Origin of the sequence: Sporosarcina ureae (assembly GCF_002109325.1) — a bacterium.
Classification (GTDB): Bacteria; Bacillota; Bacilli; order Bacillales_A; family Planococcaceae; genus Sporosarcina; species Sporosarcina ureae_C.
Map to the genome: position 1 here is coordinate 2,321,778 of NZ_CP015348.1, position 18,739 is coordinate 2,340,516.

24 protein-coding genes and 1 riboswitch are annotated in these 18,739 nt (G+C 40.8%); of the genes, 20 read left to right on the forward strand and 4 right to left on the reverse strand.

Annotation, left to right across the window (positions count from 1 at the left end):
• Nucleotides 1-43 precede the first annotated feature (43 nt).
• The 10 genes from SporoP32a_RS11515 to SporoP32a_RS11560 all read left to right on the forward strand — a co-directional run bounded on the left by SporoP32a_RS11515 (nt 44) and on the right by SporoP32a_RS11560 (nt 6,485).
• A complete protein-coding gene (locus SporoP32a_RS11515) occupies nt 44-400 on the forward strand; it encodes a hypothetical protein (RefSeq protein WP_157129972.1) in 357 nt (118 codons plus the stop codon).
• Nucleotides 401-510: 110 nt separating this feature from the next.
• Nucleotides 511-1,320 carry an SMI1/KNR4 family protein gene (locus tag SporoP32a_RS11520; protein ID WP_157129973.1) on the forward strand — a complete coding sequence of 270 codons (810 nt, stop codon included), beginning with the start codon at nt 511-513 and terminating at the stop codon, nt 1,318-1,320.
• A gap of 71 nt (nt 1,321-1,391) precedes the next feature.
• Nucleotides 1,392-1,709 carry a YolC/YozM family protein gene (locus tag SporoP32a_RS11525; protein WP_085428013.1) on the forward strand — a complete coding sequence of 106 codons (318 nt, stop codon included), beginning with the start codon at nt 1,392-1,394 and terminating at the stop codon, nt 1,707-1,709.
• Nucleotides 1,710-1,827: 118 nt separating this feature from the next.
• Nucleotides 1,828-2,115, forward strand: coding sequence for a hypothetical protein (locus SporoP32a_RS11530; protein WP_085428014.1), 288 nt, complete (start codon nt 1,828-1,830; stop codon nt 2,113-2,115).
• A gap of 87 nt (nt 2,116-2,202) precedes the next feature.
• The gene (locus SporoP32a_RS11535; RefSeq protein WP_085428015.1) at nt 2,203-2,769 is read left to right on the forward strand and encodes a VanZ family protein; all 567 of its coding nucleotides are present in this window, start codon (nt 2,203-2,205) and stop codon (nt 2,767-2,769) included.
• A 140-nt stretch (nt 2,770-2,909) separates the two neighbouring features.
• Nucleotides 2,910-3,326, forward strand: a complete 417-nt coding sequence (gene mntA, locus SporoP32a_RS11540; RefSeq protein WP_085428016.1) for a type VII toxin-antitoxin system MntA family adenylyltransferase antitoxin — start codon at nt 2,910-2,912, stop codon at nt 3,324-3,326.
• Nucleotides 3,327-3,498: 172 nt separating this feature from the next.
• On the forward strand, nt 3,499-3,867 hold the full coding sequence (locus SporoP32a_RS11545; RefSeq protein WP_198166155.1) for a hypothetical protein: 369 nt from the start codon (nt 3,499-3,501) through the stop codon (nt 3,865-3,867).
• A 57-nt stretch (nt 3,868-3,924) separates the two neighbouring features.
• Nucleotides 3,925-4,416 (forward strand): DUF4825 domain-containing protein, encoded by a 492-nt coding sequence (locus SporoP32a_RS11550; RefSeq protein WP_085428018.1) that lies wholly within the window; start codon nt 3,925-3,927, stop codon nt 4,414-4,416.
• Nucleotides 4,417-4,551: 135 nt separating this feature from the next.
• Nucleotides 4,552-5,598 (forward strand): threonine aldolase family protein, encoded by a 1,047-nt coding sequence (locus SporoP32a_RS11555; RefSeq protein ID WP_085428019.1) that lies wholly within the window; start codon nt 4,552-4,554, stop codon nt 5,596-5,598.
• 284 nt (nt 5,599-5,882) lie between these two features.
• The gene (locus SporoP32a_RS11560) at nt 5,883-6,485 is read left to right on the forward strand and encodes an RIO1 family regulatory kinase/ATPase domain-containing protein (protein ID WP_085429069.1); all 603 of its coding nucleotides are present in this window, start codon (nt 5,883-5,885) and stop codon (nt 6,483-6,485) included.
• A gap of 46 nt (nt 6,486-6,531) precedes the next feature.
• On the opposite strand, the gene SporoP32a_RS11565 is transcribed toward SporoP32a_RS11560, so the two are convergent.
• Both SporoP32a_RS11565 and SporoP32a_RS11570 read right to left on the reverse strand, forming a co-directional pair.
• Nucleotides 6,532-7,377: a DegV family protein gene (locus SporoP32a_RS11565; protein WP_085428020.1), complete on the reverse strand. Its 846-nt coding sequence runs from the start codon at nt 7,375-7,377 to the stop codon at nt 6,532-6,534.
• A gap of 232 nt (nt 7,378-7,609) precedes the next feature.
• A complete protein-coding gene (locus SporoP32a_RS11570; RefSeq protein WP_085428021.1) occupies nt 7,610-8,656 on the reverse strand; it encodes an FUSC family protein in 1,047 nt (348 codons plus the stop codon).
• A gap of 243 nt (nt 8,657-8,899) precedes the next feature.
• Here SporoP32a_RS11570 and SporoP32a_RS11575 point away from each other — a divergent pair, with 243 nt between their 5' ends.
• The 8 genes from SporoP32a_RS11575 (at nt 8,900) to SporoP32a_RS11610 (ending at nt 13,552) form a co-directional block, all read left to right on the forward strand.
• On the forward strand, nt 8,900-9,154 hold the full coding sequence (locus SporoP32a_RS11575) for a GlsB/YeaQ/YmgE family stress response membrane protein (protein ID WP_029053583.1): 255 nt from the start codon (nt 8,900-8,902) through the stop codon (nt 9,152-9,154).
• A 156-nt stretch (nt 9,155-9,310) separates the two neighbouring features.
• The gene (locus SporoP32a_RS11580) at nt 9,311-9,658 is read left to right on the forward strand and encodes an ArsR/SmtB family transcription factor (protein WP_085428022.1); all 348 of its coding nucleotides are present in this window, start codon (nt 9,311-9,313) and stop codon (nt 9,656-9,658) included.
• 15 nt (nt 9,659-9,673) lie between these two features.
• Entirely contained in the window at nt 9,674-10,966 is a 1,293-nt protein-coding gene (locus SporoP32a_RS11585; protein WP_085428023.1) for an arsenic transporter, read from the forward strand.
• A 15-nt stretch (nt 10,967-10,981) separates the two neighbouring features.
• Entirely contained in the window at nt 10,982-11,401 is a 420-nt protein-coding gene (gene arsC / locus SporoP32a_RS11590; protein ID WP_085428024.1) for an arsenate reductase (thioredoxin), read from the forward strand.
• 137 nt (nt 11,402-11,538) lie between these two features.
• A complete protein-coding gene (locus SporoP32a_RS11595) occupies nt 11,539-12,051 on the forward strand; it encodes a YfiT family bacillithiol transferase (protein WP_085428025.1) in 513 nt (170 codons plus the stop codon).
• A 111-nt stretch (nt 12,052-12,162) separates the two neighbouring features.
• Nucleotides 12,163-12,729: a hypothetical protein gene (locus SporoP32a_RS11600; protein WP_085428026.1), complete on the forward strand. Its 567-nt coding sequence runs from the start codon at nt 12,163-12,165 to the stop codon at nt 12,727-12,729.
• Between the two features lie 279 nt (nt 12,730-13,008).
• Nucleotides 13,009-13,146, forward strand: coding sequence for a hypothetical protein (locus tag SporoP32a_RS17050; protein ID WP_198166156.1), 138 nt, complete (start codon nt 13,009-13,011; stop codon nt 13,144-13,146).
• The gene (locus SporoP32a_RS11610) at nt 13,133-13,552 is read left to right on the forward strand and encodes a PaaI family thioesterase (RefSeq protein WP_085428027.1); all 420 of its coding nucleotides are present in this window, start codon (nt 13,133-13,135) and stop codon (nt 13,550-13,552) included. The genes SporoP32a_RS17050 and SporoP32a_RS11610 overlap by 14 nt, the downstream gene beginning before the upstream one ends.
• Nucleotides 13,553-13,585: 33 nt before the next feature.
• Here the strand turns inward: SporoP32a_RS11610 and SporoP32a_RS11615 are convergent, their stop codons facing one another.
• Together SporoP32a_RS11615 and SporoP32a_RS11620 are read right to left on the reverse strand one after the other, a co-directional pair.
• Nucleotides 13,586-14,365: a cytochrome c oxidase assembly protein gene (locus tag SporoP32a_RS11615; RefSeq protein ID WP_232319522.1), complete on the reverse strand. Its 780-nt coding sequence runs from the start codon at nt 14,363-14,365 to the stop codon at nt 13,586-13,588.
• 43 nt (nt 14,366-14,408) lie between these two features.
• Complete coding sequence (locus tag SporoP32a_RS11620; RefSeq protein ID WP_085428029.1) at nt 14,409-14,897, reverse strand: DUF2243 domain-containing protein; 489 nt, start codon at nt 14,895-14,897, stop codon at nt 14,409-14,411.
• A 437-nt stretch (nt 14,898-15,334) separates the two neighbouring features.
• Here SporoP32a_RS11620 and SporoP32a_RS11625 point away from each other — a divergent pair, with 437 nt between their 5' ends.
• Nucleotides 15,335-16,456, forward strand: a complete 1,122-nt coding sequence (locus tag SporoP32a_RS11625; protein WP_085428030.1) for a glycerate kinase — start codon at nt 15,335-15,337, stop codon at nt 16,454-16,456.
• 66 nt (nt 16,457-16,522) lie between these two features.
• Entirely contained in the window at nt 16,523-17,944 is a 1,422-nt protein-coding gene (locus SporoP32a_RS11630; protein WP_157129974.1) for an alanine/glycine:cation symporter family protein, read from the forward strand.
• A gap of 504 nt (nt 17,945-18,448) precedes the next feature.
• Nucleotides 18,449-18,625, forward strand: a riboswitch (cobalamin riboswitch).
• The last annotated feature ends 114 nt before the right edge of the window (nt 18,626-18,739 follow it).

Here is an 18,739-nt window from a genome sequence, read left to right on the forward strand (position 1 = left end):
AATTAAAATTAAAAAGGTTGTATTAATTTTTTCTGTATTAATTTTGTCAGTAATGGTTATGGGATGTACAAAAGAGGAAGTCCTTAGAGTGGGTGCTCCTTTTATTGACGATGGAGGCGAAGGCATAAAATTTCATAGTGATCTCTCAGATTCAGCATCGATTGGAACTTTGAGAGAAATCATGAATGATGAAAAGAAAGTGGAAAAACCAAGAGACTTACGGGAAGTGGCAGACACTTTCTTTTCACTCGACAAACCCAAGGAAAGTATTGCTGAAATAAGTAGATACGTTTGGTATCAAGATGACGCTAGCGCAATTTTATACAATGAAGGTTCCGATATTTATTCTGATCTTCCAGCGGAACAAACGAATGAGTTAAAGAGGATATTGGAACAATAACTAATGTTTAAATTAACGGGCGCAAATCTTCAACAAGGATTTGCGCCCGTTAAGCAAAAGGGCTAGATTGTTAGATTCAATTGCTATTACGGCAGTTCATTTTATTAATAATGGAAATAGGTGATTTTGTTATGGTTGATAGACTTTGGGAGCAGGAACCATTGGATGAATATGAATTGGAAGAATTGACAGAGGATATGTTAATAAAAGCAGAGAAAAGTTTAAACATAATACTACCAGACTTTTATGTTGAATTAATGAGGATACAAAATGGTGGACGATTATTTAAAAATTCTATTGAGATTAGTAAAATGAATGTGATTGTGGATCATCTTCTTGGTATTGGAAGTAGGAAAAATGAAGGAATTCTTATTACGCCGTATATGGTTAAAGAATGGGATTTACCTAATGACATTGTGCTAATTAGCGGTGATGGGCATAGTTGGTTCTTTCTGGATTATCGGCAAAAAAAAGAGGAGCCTTGCGTTTCCTTCTCAGATTCAGAAGAAAATATCGAAATAATAATAGCGAGTAATTTCAAAGAGTTTATACATAAACTTTCACGAGATAGTGAAGTGAATGAATTTGAATTAGTTTCGGAAAGCTCTTATTCAACTGGACAACTTGAGAGAGAGGTTGAAAAGGGTGATGATCCATTCTTGATTACAGATAGTTTTTTATATTATTCTGTGGCAGATTGTGATTTGGATTGGTTAGTGTCACAAGCTATTATTGTTATGGACAATCCAGATGAATTCATTGCATCTGAAGTGATGGCTTACACTATGAAAAAAGTTGCCAACTCGGAACGAAAAATGAGAGATAAACATTCATTAGTTTCCTTAGCTGAAAAAGTTAAAGATCACAATTCTGTCGAAGTAAGAAAATACTACAAGAGGATACTTAATTATATAAAATGAAATGAGTAAGTGTTTTTTAATTGAACTAGCAGATGCATTAATAGGCTCAGGGAAAGGAAGAATGATTGGTTATGAAAAAGAAATATAGTGCTATAGTTGCTGTGATGTCTTGTTCATTATTTTATTTTGGAAATGATTACATTTCATTCGCTTCGTCAACTGAAGATGAGAAAATCGATAATCTTTTTGAAACGGAATTATATGATCATGCTGAAATGAAATTTGGCGTAACTGGTATGGGAGTTAGTCAGAGTGAAAAAATCTTATCAGTACAAGTGGACGGAGATAGCTTAAGTAATAAAGAAAAAGCGAAATTGTATTTTGAAAAAGAACTTGCCAGCAAGGGTATTAATAATTACGAAGTTGAAATTTTAAATCTAGAAAAATGAGTTGAACTATCTGGCGAAGAAAATTTACGTTGATAACTATTCTTCAGTCGGGCGCGATTCTTAAATAAGGATTGTGTCCTTTTTCATAAAATGGACCTTTAAGAAAGGTTGTTGTAATATGGATAAACTAAAAAGGTTTGATGATGTCCCAGCAGGTGAGAGTATTAGTTATGAACACTTTGTATTTTACTTGGAACAAGGTAGGGAAATTGAATTTGTTTATCAGAAGCAAGAATACTTTATTTCACATTCTTTAGAAGGAAGAGCTATGTGGATTGGTCAAAAAAGGGTGAGCGAGTATTTTGATGACCTTAATCAATATATAATTGATTATGTGAAAATAGATGGAATTACTTTAGCGGATCTAATTAAACGAAAAGAAATTAAAATTACTATTGTTTATTAGTAGAAGAATGAAATCTATAATCTTCGGTAATCGGGCGCGTTTGTGAGATAAGGATTGTGCCTGAATCGGGCCATTTTGTTGTAGAGTATGGGCGGTGAAATTTTGTATTCAATTTATGATGTGGGTTTGTTTGGATCAATGATTTTACTTTTGTATATTTTTGTTGATTTTGTTAGAAACAGAAGTAGAAATTTCGTAAGAAGAATGTTTTTTTACAGTTTTATTTTTTATATGCTAATTATGACCCATCTTACTATTGGCGGGATTGTAATCCCACCTTTCAAAGGTAATATGCTAAACACTCAAATAGTCCCTTTATATTTTTTGTGGGATTTGTATAAGATGTATCAGATCAACGGTATGGACTGGTTCTTTTGGAATTCTTTAAAGTTAACATTCTTTAATTTTATTATGTTAATGCCTTTGGGAGTTTACTTAGCTTTTTTATTTAAAGTAAAAAAGAAAACTAAAGCATATCTAATAATATTTCTTGTAAGTCTTGCGATTGAAACTATTCAACTCTCATTTACATACTTTGGTTGGATAATGGAACGAGGCTTTAATATTGATGACATAATAATAAATACATTGGGTGGCTATATTGCATTTATACTGTGTCCGTTAGCGATGAAAATAAACATTCAAGGTAATTAAGGAGCCAAAACTACTTGTTCAGCAAATGGGCGCGTTAACGGCAAATCGTTATGTAAGAAACGAGTGTGGTTGAGGGGAGGAGTAGCCATTTTTGGTTACTCCTTTTATAATAGATAAAACAGACGAAAGTGGTTAGAGTCATGCTATCTGAAGAAATAAAAAAAGAAGTTGTAGACTTGCTAAATGAACGAGTAAATCCGTCATTTATTTTATTATTTGGATCTCATGGAAAAGGTACTGCTAGAGAAGACAGTGATATTGATTTGGGTTATTATGCAGTTGATTTACTTTCATCATATGAACGTTTTATATTAGCGGGTGAACTAGCACAAGTTGCTAAAAGGGAAGTCGATTTAGTCAATATTCGAGAGGTAGATACAGTATTTGCTATGCAAATTTTTTCAACAGGTAAGTTACTTTCTTGCCGTGATGAAAATGAGTTTATAAAACAGCGAATGAAGGCTATTAGTATGTACATTAACCTTAACCTTAACCAGCAACGAGCAGAAGTATTACAAAGCATTCGGGAAAGAGGGAGTGTATTCGGCGATGAATGATGTGATTGTAAATAAAGTGACAACCATCGAACGTTGTGTGAATCACATCTACCTTAAGGTTTTAGCATGAATAGAGGTAAAATAAATGAAACTTTTACGAAGATTTAGTATCGCTATACTTTCTGCACTAGTATTTGCTTTAAGCTTGGCTTTTTTTGAATATACATCTTCAATGGAACAGCGAGATGGCGTTAGTACCTTCACTATCAGCGCGCTGTTTGTTCTATACCTCCTTTATTCCTTACCCATATATGTAATTGGTGGGATTGTGTACTCGCATTACGTCGATGTCTATTTCGAGAAAATCAAGTTTCGAAATGAAGTCTTGAAATACATCACGTACATCCTCGTATATATAGCAGGCGGATTATTCATTGTAGGCTTACTTTTACTCATCACGTACCTGATCGACGGAGAAGTCTCGGGATTGCTCATATCCAATTTTTTTATACTCGGTGTGTTAGCTTCGTTAATATTTTTCCACATTTCACTGCTTGTAAACAAAGTGTTGAAAATAAAAGAAAATGGACCTTTCATGTAATCGTGGCATTTTAATTCGACTAGCTTGATCAATGAAGACGAATGAGGGGGATGAAAAATGAAGAACATCACAAAGCGTTTGCTACTACCACTATGTTTACTCCTTCTATTGACAGGTTGTAGTTCCACTACGAATCAAAAGAGTGAGGATGTATTTCAATACAAAGGATCATTGATTGGGGATAATAGTGCGGTTATTCATATAATTGAACAACTTCCATACGCTGAAAAGTTTCATGAGGTTTCGCTTGAAACAAAAACACAACCGTATGGAATGACCATCATGTATGAAAATATAGATACAGAAATGGCTGAACGTGAATATGAGGAAGCGGCTGTTTACAATGCTAGTTATCTATTTACATTAATTGATAATGCCGAATGGGTTGTCTTTGATTTTGAAGATCATTCATATAAGATTACCAAAGCGAAGTTAGAAGATTGGTACGGTAAGGAATTACATGACGTTGCAAATGAAAAGGAATTGGAAACACTCATTCAACGTATGCTTGAGCAAGATAGCGAGTTACATCAGCTTTTCACAGAATAAGTACGTTCTAGCCGCTTTTAATTAAAGAACAATCGAAACATTCGACATTATAAGAACAATTTAAATTACAACAGGCACCCACATTTCTATGGTATACTTGCAAAAAAAATCAAGCATATTTGGAGATGGACAACTATGATACGATTTGAAAATGATTATACGGAAGGCGCTCATGAGCGAATTCTGAAACGATTGATTGAGACGAATGAAGAACAAACTCCTGGATACGGTATGGACGAACACTGTGAAAAGGCTAGAGGATTTATTCGAAAAGAGTGTGAAGCACCAGAAGCAGATGTCCACTTTTTAGTAGGGGGGACTCAAACCAATACGACAATCATCGCTTCGATTTTGCGTCCATATCAAGGTGCCATCGCTGCAGATAGTGGCCATATCGCTACACACGAAACGGGTGCCATTGAAGCGACTGGACATAAAGTGCTTACGATACCGAGTGAAGACGGAAAGATTACAGCTGATCAAGTGAAAGAATTAGTCGATGCTCATTGGAGTGATGCAAGTCCTGAGCATTCTGTGCAACCAGGTCTCGTCTATATTTCGAACCCTACAGAAAATGGAACGACTTACACAAAAGCTGAACTGGAAGCTTTGAATAAAGTGTGTAAGGAAAGTCAGCTGCCACTCATACTGGACGGAGCTAGATTAGGATACGGTTTGGCATCGCCAGATAACGATATCACACTGGCAGATTATGCACGACTATGTGACGTATTCTATATTGGCGGAACGAAAATCGGTGCCATGTTTGGCGAAGCGGTAGTTATCACAAATGAGTCACTAAAAAAAGATTTCCGCTATTTGATCAAACAAAGAGGTGGCTTGCTGGCTAAAGGACGACTTTTAGGCATCCAGTTTGAAACATTGTTTGAAGATGGTTTGTACTATGAAGTTTCGAAACATGCTGTGGATATGGCGTTGATCCTTCGCCAAGCATTCGTGGAAAATGGATTTGCCTTACGCTATGATTCCACAACGAATCAGCAATTCCCGATTTTGCCGGAGTATGTCATTGCGGAATTAAGCAATAACTATTCATTCTCTCACTGGGAAAAGGTAGATGCTACACATAGCGCGGTAAGATTTTGTACAAGCTGGGCTACGAAGAAAGAACATGTAGAGATGTTCGTCAACGACTTACATCGTGTATGTATTAAATCATGAATTGTTTCGTGATGATCCATGCAATTCATTGATGTATCATCCGTTTCGGTTTATAGTGAACTTACAACATTATACGTTCCGCTTCCGTTAAGGGGAGTAGCTATTACAGTAAAAGTCGTCAATACAGGATATACATCCTCGGCCTTACTGGCAACTCACGTTGTTTGCGAGACCTTACCAATTATTTGGTGAGGTCTTTTATTTTAGTAGAGACATCGAGACCAATAATTGGTCTTGATGTCTCTTTTTTATTTTTTAAAACTACTGGAGGTAATATATTGAGTATGTATCAAGAACTTGTAGATTCGATCATCATAAATAAAAAGAATCGTCTACTGGGCTATAATCCTTCGTTGCAGCTAGTCGGAACAGGGAGAAGTGCATTTGTTTTTAGGATTATGTCTTCGAATAAAGCCATTAAAGTGTTCTTTCCAGGTTCTTCGTATATCGCGAAAGAAGAAGCTGAAGTGTATCAATCACTTACAAGCATTCGCTATTTCCCTAGTATTTATGAAACGGGAGCGAATTATGTGGTGATGGATTATATTGAAGGAGAAACGCTTTTCGATTGTATGACCAATGGGCGATTAATTACAGAGGTGCATATAAAAGAGATTGATCATGCGTTATCTTTAGCAGTAAATTGCGGATTGAATCCTTCAGACATTCATTTACGCAATATTTTCATCACGCCTGATGAGCAAGTGCGGCTCATCGATGTGGCACGGTATAGACAGAAAAAGAACTGTAAACAATGGAATAATCTTAAAAAAGCACATCGACAATTTTATCAAAAACGTTACTTTTCGAAAAAAGTGCCTAGTTCATTTTTGAATGCGATAGCGTTCTTGTATAAAAAGGGACTCATACCTTCGTATAGGCTATAAAAAGAGGCAGGGACCGAATCTGTATAGATTCGGTCCCTGCCTATAGTTAATAGGTTACCCAGCTTAAGCCAGTAGTTCCTTCACCGGCATGTACCGCTACGCAGACACTCAGTGAAACGACGTGTACTTGCAGTGTCGGGAATTCTGATTGTAATTCATTCTTCCAAATTTCCGCGTCATGCGCATTGTGGCAGTGGATGACAGCCACTTCGGGCACATCGGCTTTTACCATGTCAGCTCGGAGTAAGGATGTTACGTGATTTTTTGCCCGCTTATTCGACCGAACTTTTTCTGTCATGACAGCTTTCCCGTTCTCGAAACTGATCAGGACTTTAATATTCAGTAGATTACTTAAGAATGCTTGTGTCCCAGAAACGCGTCCACTTTTATGCAATTGGCCAAGACCACCCGGAATAAACGACAATTTCGAGTGAGAAGCCATAGCGTTAAGGGTTGCGACCACTTCTTCTGGTTCTTTGCCGTCTGCGAATAATTCATTGCCAATTTCAATCATCTTAACCATCGGAAATGAACCGATTTTTGAGTCGATGGGATACACAGGGAAGTCTGTCATGTTCGCAGCCGCTCGAGCAGTTTCAAACGTTCCAGAAAGTCCGCTAGATAAGTGCACAGCGACCGCAAAGTCATATCCATCAGCCTGTAATCTTTCGTATAATGAAGTCATCTCACCGATTGCGGGTTGAGAGGTTTTTGGAGAAACTTTTGCCGCACGTAATTTATCGTAAAACTCGTCCTTCGTAATATCGATGGACTCTTTATAACAGACATCGGAAAAAACTACACCCAGTGGCAGAACATATACATCATATTTTTGGATGAATGCATCATCCAGTTGTGCAGCAGTATCTGTAATCCAAGCTATTTTCTGCAATAACTGTTTCTCCTCTATATAAATGTGATTTTGAAACGTACATGACCTATTCATAATCTACACTACTGCATAGTAACGTCCTAGTGACAGTTGTCATATCTTGTCGAATTATTGTGGTTGCAGTCATAAATTGAACATATGTCTATGACATAAAGAGGCGATAGACCCGTAGAGAATGTATATGAGCAAAAAAATGAGTCCGAATATATTCAGACTCTTGTTGAACAATAAATTATTGAACTTCCTTTTGCGCCACTTTCAAACTAGCGGGGTCATAATATTGATCCACTAAATCATAAATAGTGATCAATTCATAGAGAATCACGAACTCTGGCGGGAACTGGCTCGGATGAATTCCTTCATCTGCTGTGATGCACTTCGTATCTTCCCAAAAAAGATCGGTGACATGTTGTAATTGCGCCCTGTGCTTTTCTGGATCATAGTCAATAGAATGCTTTAAATCATGCGCCAGCTGCGTCACGGCTTGCATGATCACATGACGTTCTGTCGGAGTCCACGAAGTGATTTGCCGCGGAATATGCAGTAAAGTCCCCAAGTGAAATTCAAGATTATGCAAAAATGTTAATTGCCTTTCTGCCATGAGAAGTTCTGCCTCTCGATTTTTGACCCATGGATAAATTTTGGATTCATTGCGCTGAAAATTTATGAACGTTTCTGTTCTTTTGATATCTTTCGTTAGTTGCTTGAGATTTTCTCGTTCACCTAAGTGATCTTCATGTTCATCATATAAATTTTTTCGGAATGTTCGTTCCAACATACTGCCTGCCCGTTCTCCGATACTTTGGATGCTTGTCAGAATATCTTTCCGGTAGTTCGGAGGGAAGACGAGCATGTTGACTGCGGTAGATACGAGTAGACCGACTGTTGTCGTACCTAATCGAATGAAGAACGCGATTAAGTAATTGCTGTGGATGACTTCGACCATGGCGACCGCGGTCAATGTGGCAACGAGTAGGCCAGCATGCAAGTTTAATCGGTAACAGACTAAAATAGTGGCCACCGCTGCTAATGTATAGGTAATCGGGGAATTCCCGAAGAGCGTGATAAAGAGTACAGCAAATGCGGAACCGATAGCGGAAGCCGGAAATCGTACGAACCCTTTTTTGATGGAATCACTAACGGTCGGCTCAATTGTAACAATGGCTGTGATGACCGCAAATACTGGTGGCCAATTAAACCATTCACAAATAATTGCGGTTAAAAATATAGCCAGCCCTGTTTTCAATATTCGACTGCCATTGAAATGAAAGGATCGCATGCGGTTATAACCTCCAGTTCTAACTGCGTATATTTAGTACTGTAGTACATTATATCATTCACGACCATCGGAACGTACGAGCGGTACTATTTGCGCACATGCACCTACACAGATTTTTATTTGGCGAATACTATGCTGTATCAAGGAATAGATTATTCATAAGGCTGTAACTCGATCACTTCATTGTCAGGTTTGGAGATAAAGTATTAAATACGTATAAAAATAAGAGAAGGGGCGTGTGTAATGAGTATCCTTTTATATTTAATAATTGGCGGTGTGATTGGCTGGTTTGCTAGTCTAATCATTGGCAAAAGTGTCCCAGGCGGTATCGTTGGCAATATTATTACAGGGATCATAGGTGCGTGGATCGGCGGGAGCTTATTCGGCAGCTGGGGACCGCGTTTAGGAGAATTTTATGTTGTACCTTCTATTGTAGGTGCCCTGATTTTTGTCATTGTTGTCAGTTACATTATGAAGGCGGCGCGGAAACGACGATAACTAGATAGGTAAGGGGTTCCTACATTGTCAATATGACGAGAGGGAGCCCTTTTTTCTTTGGTTGAAATACATAAAACGATGAGAGCTAAATGTATTATTCCACTTGCGTATATAAGCATATCCTTATATGATAGTAGAGAAGTGGAGGGATAGACTATGAATACACCTGATACGGTTGATCTGCAACGCGCATCACGACTATTAAAATTGCTAGGAGACCCCACACGGTTGACAATGATGAAATTACTCAAGTCACATGAATGCTGTGTTTGTGAATTTGTTGCGATTTTTAAAATGAGTCAGCCAGCGATTAGTCAGCACTTACGTAAACTTCGAGATATTGAGTTGGTTAAAGAAGAACGTAGAGGTCAATGGATCTTTTTCTCGATCAATGAACATTATGAAGATTACCCGTTTATTCAAAGCATCCTTGAACATCTTCCAGAACAGAATGAATCTATCGCTGAATTGGAAGCACAAGGGCTTCGAATTTGTTGTGAATAAGGAGGAGAAAGTACGTTGGCTATAACTGCATCATTGATTTTCATCATTACACTTATTTTTGTCATTTGGCAGCCTAGAAACTTCTCGATCGGCTGGTCGGCCTGTATTGGCGCGATCATCGCATTGTTAGTTGGAGTAGTGAACTTCCAAGATGTTATGGATGTAACTGGGATTGTATGGAATGCTACGCTTGCTTTCATCGCGATCATCATTATTTCATTAATCTTAGATGAAATTGGTTTTTTCGAGTGGTCGGCTCTACATATGGCTAGACTAGCCAAAGGCAGCGGTATTCGTATGTTTATTTATGTCAGTCTGCTAGGTGCAGTCGTTGCTGCTCTGTTTGCAAACGATGGGGCGGCCCTAATATTAACGCCCATTGTACTATCGATGGTACGAAATTTGAATTTCAATGAAAAAATGATTTTTCCATTTATTATGGCCAGCGGTTTTATCGCTGACACTACTTCGTTACCGTTGGTTGTAAGTAACTTAGTGAATATTGTTTCAGCAGACTTTTTTGATATTGGATTTGTTGAATATGCAACTAGAATGATCGTTCCGAATTTATTTGCATTAGTTGCTAGTATATTAGTGTTGTTGTTATTCTTCCGTAAGAGTATTCCGAAAGACTATGATGTATCTGATTTAAAAACACCGAAAGATGCGATCAAAGACCTCAAGTTGTTTCGACTTGCTTGGGTAATTTTAGGCGTATTACTTATAGGCTATTTCTCAAGTGGATTTACGGGATTGCCTGTATCTATTATTGCGGGGCTTACGGCGATATTCTTTATGGCTATGGCGCAAAAAAGTCCAGCCGTTCATACGAAACAAGTGCTTAAAGGTGCACCTTGGGCGATCGTATTCTTCTCTGTCGGGATGTATGTTGTGGTATACGGATTGCGTAACGTCGGTCTAACGGGTGTATTGGCGGATGTCATTCAAACGGCAGCTGATCAAGGACTCTTTGTCGCAACGATTTCAATGGGCTTTATTGCTGCGATCCTGTCATCACTTATGAATAATATGCCTACGGTCATGATTAACGCGTTAGCCATATCGGACACAACTACGACAGGTCCCATTCGCGAAGCTTTGATTTACGCAAATATTATTGGATCGGATTTAGGTCCTAAAATCACACCAATCGGTTCATTGGCCACTTTATTATGGTTGCACGTACTGTCTCAAAAAGGCGTGAAGATCTCTTGGGGTAGCTATTTTAAGATTGGTATTATGTTAACAGTCCCTACACTCCTGATAACACTGATCGGACTGTATCTATGGCTGTCAATTATACAATAAGAAGGAGATTTCATTATGTCGAAAAAAATACTTTATTTCTTATGTACAGGCAACTCATGCCGTAGTCAAATGGCTGAAGGATGGGGCAAAGAGTATCTAGGAGAAGAATGGCAAGTGCTCAGTGCTGGAATTGAAGCGCATGGCGTGAATCCAAATGCGGTAAAAGCTATGAATGAAGTCGGCATCGACATATCGAACCAAACTTCGGATATCATCGATCCACAAATCTTAAACAAAGCAGATTTTGTCGTCACTCTTTGTGGGGATGCCGCTGACAAGTGTCCGATGACACCACCTCATGTCAAACGTGATCATTGGGGGTTTGACGACCCTGCAAAAGCACAAGGAACAGATGAAGAAAAATGGGAATTCTTCCAGCGTGTGCGCGATGAAATAGGTGCAAGAATTGCCGGTTTTTCTAAAACAGGTCAATAAATAGCAGACCCTGTAGATACCTATCCGGGGCTATCCATTGACATGCGAAGTGCTCCTTTTACATATTATCTTGTCTTGCAAATAGAATAATCAGATAAATTATGAGATAATCAGATAAATGAAAAGGGGGGTTCGTCATGGATAGTCGCTTTCCGATTGGGGAATTACAGGTTCCGGGTCATGTCACGTTGGAAGATATTCAAAAGTGGTTACAAGAAATTGATACCTACACTACTCGATTAAGAGAAACTGTAGATTCATTGAATGAGGAAGAGTTACACAAAACGTATCGCGAAGGAAGCTGGAACATTCGACAACTCGTCCATCACATTGCAGACTCGCAGTTAAACATGTACCAACGTTTGAAGCTAGCGTTAACTGACGATAATCCGACAGCGCCGCCTTTCAATCAAGACAAATGGGCAGTGCAACCGGATACTGAACTGCCTGTTGAACCTTCTATTAAGATGCTTGAAGGGATCAATGAACGCATCGTAGCACTTGGGAATAGTTTGTCGGAAGATCAACTGACTCGGACATTTATCCACGCAGTCAATGGCGAAGTATCAGTAGCGAAAAAGGTAGCCAAGTTGGCTTGGCATGAAGAGCATCACTTGGCACATATTAAACTCGCACTCCAAAACGGATAAATCAGATGGGCTTATCGAACGTAGATAAGCCCTTTTTTAATGGATAAAGCTGTTAGATTAGTCATCTGTAAAATGATAAACTAGAGGATATTCATATAGGGGGAAATGGCGATGAAAAAACTAGTAGTGCTGTTGGCTTGGCTCATTGGAAGTGTTCTGTTTGGCATAGCGACTAAGCTGCTAGATTCCGTCCCGTTTTTCGGAGACGTCTTCACGCGGATGGGCATTTGGGTATTGATTGCCACGGCGATTGCTGCATATAGTAAAACGGCGATTCGTGCAGCCGTTCATACATTTTTGTTCTTTTTGGGCATGCTAATCGGCTATTATATGTACTCCGCCCATTTATTCGGTGTGTATTCGACGAATGATATGAAGTACTGGGGCGCTGTAGCGGTCTTTACGCCATTTCTTGCGGTGGTCGTCTGGTATGCGAAAAATGGTAGGTGTTTGGCTAGTTTTTTACCCGCGTTACCAATGGGATTGATGTTAAGTCTCTCACTAGGAATCGGATTGTTTTATTTGCATGTGAATTATTTAGAAGAATTTATTATGTACATTATTTTGTGTGCGATCTTCTACCGAAACTTTAAACAACTAACTATGGTGATTATTCTTTCCATTATGGTCACAGGTGTAATTGAATTGACGCCGTTGTATTGGTTCTTTATATTTTGATTTATACTACTTTACGGACCCTTTCCTATCTATGAAGAGGGTCTTTTATTGTAGATCTGCAATCATTGAAAGTTGTATCTCCCATTTTAGTTAACTCCACACCAAGTCATCTGTTCAAAATGAAAATAACCTGATTTTATAATTAACTGAATTGTGATGCAATTAGTAAATGGAGGTTTACTGATGTTGAAGCTTATGGTGATATTTCTGCTGTTCGACTTGGCTGAAATCGGCGGAGGATATTTAGTTTGACAATGGTTGCGCGAAGGCAAATCAAGGATGTTCGGATTATTCGGAGGTATTGGCTTAATTTTATATGGCGTAGTAGTCACATTCCAAACATTCCCGACTTTTGCAGAGTATGAAAATGAAGAGCATTATCCGATAAGGAGAGGACGATTATATGATGCAAAATGAAGTCTTTCATATTGGCAAACAAGCGCTGGAAGCTCAATCTTTCAGTAAACTATTAGGAACAAAGTTAATAGAGTTTACTGCGGGCGAAGTAGTTCTGGAAGTTCCCATCACGGAACATGTACTACAGCAACATGGCTTTGTACACGGTGGGGTCATTGGCTATGCGGCGGATAACGCATTGACTTTTGTAGGCGGTTCCGTTCTAGGTCCAAACGTATTGACGGCAGAATACAAAATTAACTATGTACGGCCCGCTGTTGGGGAAAAGTTAATTGCTCGGGCGACAGTTATTTCAGCAGGCAAGAGACAAGCTGTGTGTCGCTGTGATGTTTTTGCCGCCAAGGATGGAGAAGAAAATATTTGTGCCACTGCCCAAGGAACCATTATGACGGTTATATCGGAATAATGAATTGAATAGCCTAAGACCAAAACGCACCTATTAGCTAGCAGGTGCGTTTTGTGTCGTTTCATTCGCGTGCGCATGACGAGTGGAGGTAGATGGAATGTGGGACCGTTGACGTTTGGTCGAATGATACCAGCTGCTAAACAACAGAATGATCATCATAAGATCCACCGCATCACCACCGTAATACATAAGCATCGCTCCTGCACGCGCTTCTTCAATAGGTACACCAGCAGGCGGATAGGCGTATAGTAATTTGGATAAAATTCCGTGTCCCGCCAGAGCTACAATAAAGACTGCGGTGCGGTAACGGTAACTGTAGCGGCGAGATACGGGATCGATGTATAAAAGAGAAATAGTAAATAGATAGCCCGCAACAAACACGTGTATATGGATCACGATATGCAGCCAGAGATGGTGGTGCATGACCGCAAACAAACCCGTTGTGTATAACAGCCAAAGCCCACCGATGTTCAAAATGGAAGCGACGACGGGATGTGTATAGAACCCTGCAAGTCGGCTTTTTAGCAAGCGGCTAACCTTTCTAGCCTGCCGAACGGGAAGTGTCCGCAGTAATAATGTCATCGGAGCAGCGAGTGCTAATAGAAGGGGGCCGAGCATGCCGAGTAAAAGGTGGCCCAACATATGCCAGGTGAACTGATCATGTGATAGTTCAGCAAGCGGCCCGGCAACAGCGCTTACTGAAGCGAATACACCTGCTATCCACAACACAGTCCGTCTTCGTGGCCATTTACGCAAACGTCGTTGCCGATTGGAATGAAATACCGCGCCCCCGTATAACAGAACGGCGATCACTGTAAGCGTCCCAAACAGCCAATCGGTCGCGCTGAGATAGGCATCATGTGGCATGAAGCACCAGCCTTTCCGCCGATCGGGCATCCTGTTGCGCTGACTTAATTAACAATAGACCGGCCGCAATCATCACAATCGCAGCACCGTTCCAAACGATATCATACGGAACGATATCTACATGATAACGAATCTGATGAATGCGCATGACCTTATGTTGAATGGTCCCATCATACAATTGGAACGCGCCACCCCCGATCAACTTGCCACCCCAGAACATCTTATGCCATAACGCATTCCTCCTGCGTAAATCCGCAACCAAATACAATCCACCAACCGTCGCAAACCAGCTAAACGCATGAAATAAACCATCCGACACTAATCCGATCGCCACTGTAGATTTATCGTAAAACTTGTGCCAATGCAGCAATTGATGAAACAGTGTCTCATCCAAAAACGCCACAAACCCAAGTCCGAATAATATGCCGGCCCATAGGTTTCTCTTCTGATAACTTTTTCGATTCGACCAATTTTTCACTTACGACTCAGCCATTTATTACTGCTCCTTTCCTCACGTACGTAGTGTTCCCTGAGAATGGTGTGATTAATACATAATGGGTACTGTAATATGTGATGGCTCATTACAGTACGTAGCCTTGTTTAGAGCGCTCGCGTCTTAAGTATGAGCGTATCCAGGTTGACATAGAGCGGATAAACACTCTCATAGAGCGTATAAACACTCTCATAGAGCGAATAAACCCTCCCATAGAGCGAATAAACCCTCCCATAGAGCGGATAAACACCTCCTTAGAGCGAATAAACCCTCCCATAGAGCGCATCCACCCAACTATACAAAAAACTAACCATCCACAAAGCACTCTGAAGGCCTTCAATAGAAATACTTTAACCATCCACTATTTTACGGTAACTTTTCCCGCATAATCTGCTAGAATACGATTAAAGGGAGTGAGAGTCGTGAAGATTGTTATTGCACCTGATGCATTTAAGGGTAGTTTGAGTGCGGAGGAAGCGGCCGACGCTTTATCTAATGGAGTGAAAAAAGTGTTTCCAGACGCAGAGGTCGTACGGTTACCTGTTGCAGACGGAGGGGAAGGGACGCTGAATGCGCTGATTTCGTCAACTGGCGGGACTATTCAAACGGTGTCTGTGCAAGATCCGCTTGGCCGAGTGATCGATGCACATCTGGGGGTGCTTGGAGACGGCGAGACAGCGGTTATTGAAATGGCCCAGGCCTCTGGATTGATGTTGCTTGCGAAAAAAGAACTCAATCCGATGAAAGCGTCTACATACGGTACGGGGCAATTGATTCGTCATGCGCTCGACCAAGGATATCGTAAATTGATCATCGGGCTTGGGGGCAGCGCGACGAATGATGGAGGTACAGGTCTGCTTGAAGCTCTCGGAGTGAAATTTAAAGCGGCAGGGTGGCCGTTAGAAATGAATGGCTCCACGCTTTCTGTTTTCGATGAAATCGATAGTTCGAAACTGGATAAGCGACTATTGGAGGCGGATATTCGCATTGCGTCTGACGTGGAGAATCCATTCATTGGAGACCAAGGAGCGTCGGTGGTTTTCGGTCCGCAAAAAGGAGCCGATCCCGAAATGGTCTTGGATTTAGACGAAGGACTGGAGCATTTTGCGGATGAGACTGAAAGAGTGACAGGTGTACGTCTGCATGAGCTGCACGGAGCGGGCGCGGCAGGAGGAAGTGCGGGTGCATTAATTGCCTATTGCGGTGCACGTCTGGAAAGTGGAATCAGTGTCGTGCTTGAAGCGATAGATTTTGCAAACCATCTATCTTCTGCTGACCTTATTCTGACAGGTGAAGGAAAGACAGATCGGCAAACGCTTGCCGGCAAAGCATTAATGGGCATCGCGAAGCTAGCGAAAGCAGAGGGGGTTCCGGTCCTCGTCATTTCGGGAACTATTGATGAAGCGGCACGTACGGAGCTGCTCGAATGGTTCTCTGAAGTGCATGCATTGGACGACGGAGAGAAGTCGTTGGCTGAATTGATGACCGACGCAGCAAATTTATTGGAGAATAAAGCAACTGTAGTTTTGCAAACTAGAAACTAGTTATTTTATTATGTAAGGCATAGTAAGCAAGCGAGTAGGGTATAGAATACACAAGGAGGTGGTCAGATGTTTCAAAATGCGATCGACTGGCTTGTAGGGCCGGCGAATAATTTCATTTGGACATATGTTTTAATAGGACTTTTATTGGCAGCAGGTTTATATTTCACGATTCGAACAAAATTTGTTCAAGTGCGCTTATTTGGTGAGATGTTCCGTCTGATTGTAGAAAAAAAGGATAGCAATGACGGGGTATCGCCATTCCAAGCATTCACGATTAGTGCAGCTTCACGCGTAGGAACAGGTAACGTAGCGGGGGTAGCCCTTGCTATCGGAATCGGTGGACCCGGAGCAGTATTCTGGATGTGGGTGATCGCTCTCATCGGTATGGGGACCGCATTCATCGAAAGTACATTGGCGCAAGTGTATAAAGTGAAAGACGGCGATACCTTCCGCGGAGGGCCGGCGTATTATATGCAAAAAGCGCTCGGTTGGCGGAAACTAGGTATCGTCTTCGCCATTCTACTAACGATGTGTTTTGGATTCATCTTTAACGCAGTGCAATCAAACACAATCAGTCAATCGTTTACAGACGTATTCGGCATTCCGCATTGGGCTGTAGGAGTTGGACTCATTGTCCTAACGGCAGTGATTGTCTTTGGTGGTGTGCAGCGTATTGTTAAAGTAACGCAGACAATCGTACCCATAATGGCTACATTTTATATTATCGTGGCCTTGTATATTGTAATATTGAACATTACAGAAGTTCCAGCGATGATCGCATTAATTGTTGAGCACGCATTTGGAATTAAGGAAATCATGGGTGGCGGAATCGGTATGGCAATGATGCAAGGTGTACGCCGAGGTCTCTTCTCCAATGAAGCAGGTATGGGTAGTGTACCAAACGCAGCAGCGACAGCGAACGTATCGCACCCAGCAAAACAAGGACTCGTACAATCATTAGGTGTATTTTTCGATACTATCATCATCTGTTCAGCAACTGCCTTCATTATCTTACTAGGCGGCTTGTACCAATCAGGCGAAACGAATGGTATCTTATTGACACAAGCATCCATGGAAGTACACGTAGGCGCATGGGCACCATACTTCATCGCCGTAGCGATCATGTTCTTCGCTTTCAGTTCCATCATCGGTAACTACTACTATGGCGAAACGAACATCGAATTCATCAACGCCAACGTCATGTGGAAACGAATCTATCAAGTACTCGTACTCGCAATGGTCTTTTTCGGAGCTGTTGCAAAAGTACAAATAGTCTGGGACATGGCTGACCTATTCATGGGACTAATGGCCATCATCAACCTAGTCGTTATTCTACTCCTAGGCAAAATCGCCTTCAAAGTACTCGACGACTTCACCAAACAACGAAAAGCTGGCAGAAACCCCGTCTTCAAATCAGCTAGCATCCCTGGCCTAAAAGGCGCAGAATGTTGGGAAGAAACAGCTGAAAGAGCGGAAGATCGTTTGTGATATTGATAGATGATATCAGGATTTTCAAGTTGTGAACTTTGGCCTTACGTTCTTGAGACTTTGAACTGGTACTAAAAAAACAGTGAAGTTTCTAGGTGGTCTACGTTAGAAAGTAGGATTGTAGCGGAAGCAGGGGGCGACTCCGGGAGGATCAGCGTGAGTCTGAGACCCTGGACAGGTGCCTTAATTTCTGCAAAGTACACAGAAATACGGCAAAGCGAACCCTTCGCTGTTCGCTTGGCTCAGGCCACGCCCTCCGGAAAGCGTCCCCCTGCTGAAGCGGAAATCCCTTCTCCTAACTAATTTCACAATCTATTTAAAAACGTTCACACAAACAATTTAGTCAAGAAGTAAAAAGTTTGATATACTATAAAATACTGAATAAGAAAAATCGAATCGTAGTTCAGAAGAAGGATTCTGAACATCGGTTCGATTTTTGTTTTGCATGTTTGAACACAACATGTTAGGGTTATATATGAATCAACACACTATATATAGTGTATAACAGCATTTAGATGAATTGGTACCCACCACGTTTAAAAGGGAATCCGCCACTAACGGAGCTGCCCCCGCAACTGAGGGCACGGACGACTATCTTATGAAAACCACTGCTTCGGCGGGAAGGAAAGATGGAAGAACGATGTGCCAGCCAGTAGACCTGCCAGTCATCTCAGCAAAACATTCTTCGGGGTTGGAGAGTGAAAGCACAAAGCAGTCTTTTTTCAGTCTGCCTAAAACTTTCCGCTATCTACTACACGTCAATCGACGACTCCCGATTATATCGGGAGTTTTTTT

What these genes read in the sequence shown, in the direction of transcription:
- SporoP32a_RS11520 (WP_157129973.1), top strand. Translation starts at nt 511, where the DNA reads ATGGAAATAGGTGATTTTGTTATGGTTGATAGACTTTGGGAGCAGGAA.
- SporoP32a_RS11525 (WP_085428013.1), top strand. Translation starts at nt 1,392, where the DNA reads ATGAAAAAGAAATATAGTGCTATAGTTGCTGTGATGTCTTGTTCATTA.
- SporoP32a_RS11530 (WP_085428014.1), top strand. Translation starts at nt 1,828, where the DNA reads ATGGATAAACTAAAAAGGTTTGATGATGTCCCAGCAGGTGAGAGTATT.
- SporoP32a_RS11535 (WP_085428015.1), top strand. Translation starts at nt 2,203, where the DNA reads ATGGGCGGTGAAATTTTGTATTCAATTTATGATGTGGGTTTGTTTGGA.
- mntA (WP_085428016.1), top strand. Translation starts at nt 2,910, where the DNA reads ATGCTATCTGAAGAAATAAAAAAAGAAGTTGTAGACTTGCTAAATGAA.
- SporoP32a_RS11545 (WP_198166155.1), top strand. Translation starts at nt 3,499, where the DNA reads ATGGAACAGCGAGATGGCGTTAGTACCTTCACTATCAGCGCGCTGTTT.
- SporoP32a_RS11550 (WP_085428018.1), top strand. Translation starts at nt 3,925, where the DNA reads ATGAAGAACATCACAAAGCGTTTGCTACTACCACTATGTTTACTCCTT.
- SporoP32a_RS11555 (WP_085428019.1), top strand. Translation starts at nt 4,552, where the DNA reads ATGATACGATTTGAAAATGATTATACGGAAGGCGCTCATGAGCGAATT.
- SporoP32a_RS11560 (WP_085429069.1), top strand. Translation starts at nt 5,883, where the DNA reads ATGTATCAAGAACTTGTAGATTCGATCATCATAAATAAAAAGAATCGT.
- SporoP32a_RS11570 (WP_085428021.1), bottom strand. Translation starts at nt 8,656, where the DNA reads ATGCGATCCTTTCATTTCAATGGCAGTCGAATATTGAAAACAGGGCTG.
- SporoP32a_RS11575 (WP_029053583.1), top strand. Translation starts at nt 8,900, where the DNA reads ATGAGTATCCTTTTATATTTAATAATTGGCGGTGTGATTGGCTGGTTT.
- SporoP32a_RS11580 (WP_085428022.1), top strand. Translation starts at nt 9,311, where the DNA reads ATGAATACACCTGATACGGTTGATCTGCAACGCGCATCACGACTATTA.
- arsC (WP_085428024.1), top strand. Translation starts at nt 10,982, where the DNA reads ATGTCGAAAAAAATACTTTATTTCTTATGTACAGGCAACTCATGCCGT.
- SporoP32a_RS11595 (WP_085428025.1), top strand. Translation starts at nt 11,539, where the DNA reads ATGGATAGTCGCTTTCCGATTGGGGAATTACAGGTTCCGGGTCATGTC.
- SporoP32a_RS11600 (WP_085428026.1), top strand. Translation starts at nt 12,163, where the DNA reads ATGAAAAAACTAGTAGTGCTGTTGGCTTGGCTCATTGGAAGTGTTCTG.
- SporoP32a_RS17050 (WP_198166156.1), top strand. Translation starts at nt 13,009, where the DNA reads ATGTTCGGATTATTCGGAGGTATTGGCTTAATTTTATATGGCGTAGTA.
- SporoP32a_RS11610 (WP_085428027.1), top strand. Translation starts at nt 13,133, where the DNA reads ATGATGCAAAATGAAGTCTTTCATATTGGCAAACAAGCGCTGGAAGCT.
- SporoP32a_RS11630 (WP_157129974.1), top strand. Translation starts at nt 16,523, where the DNA reads ATGTTTCAAAATGCGATCGACTGGCTTGTAGGGCCGGCGAATAATTTC.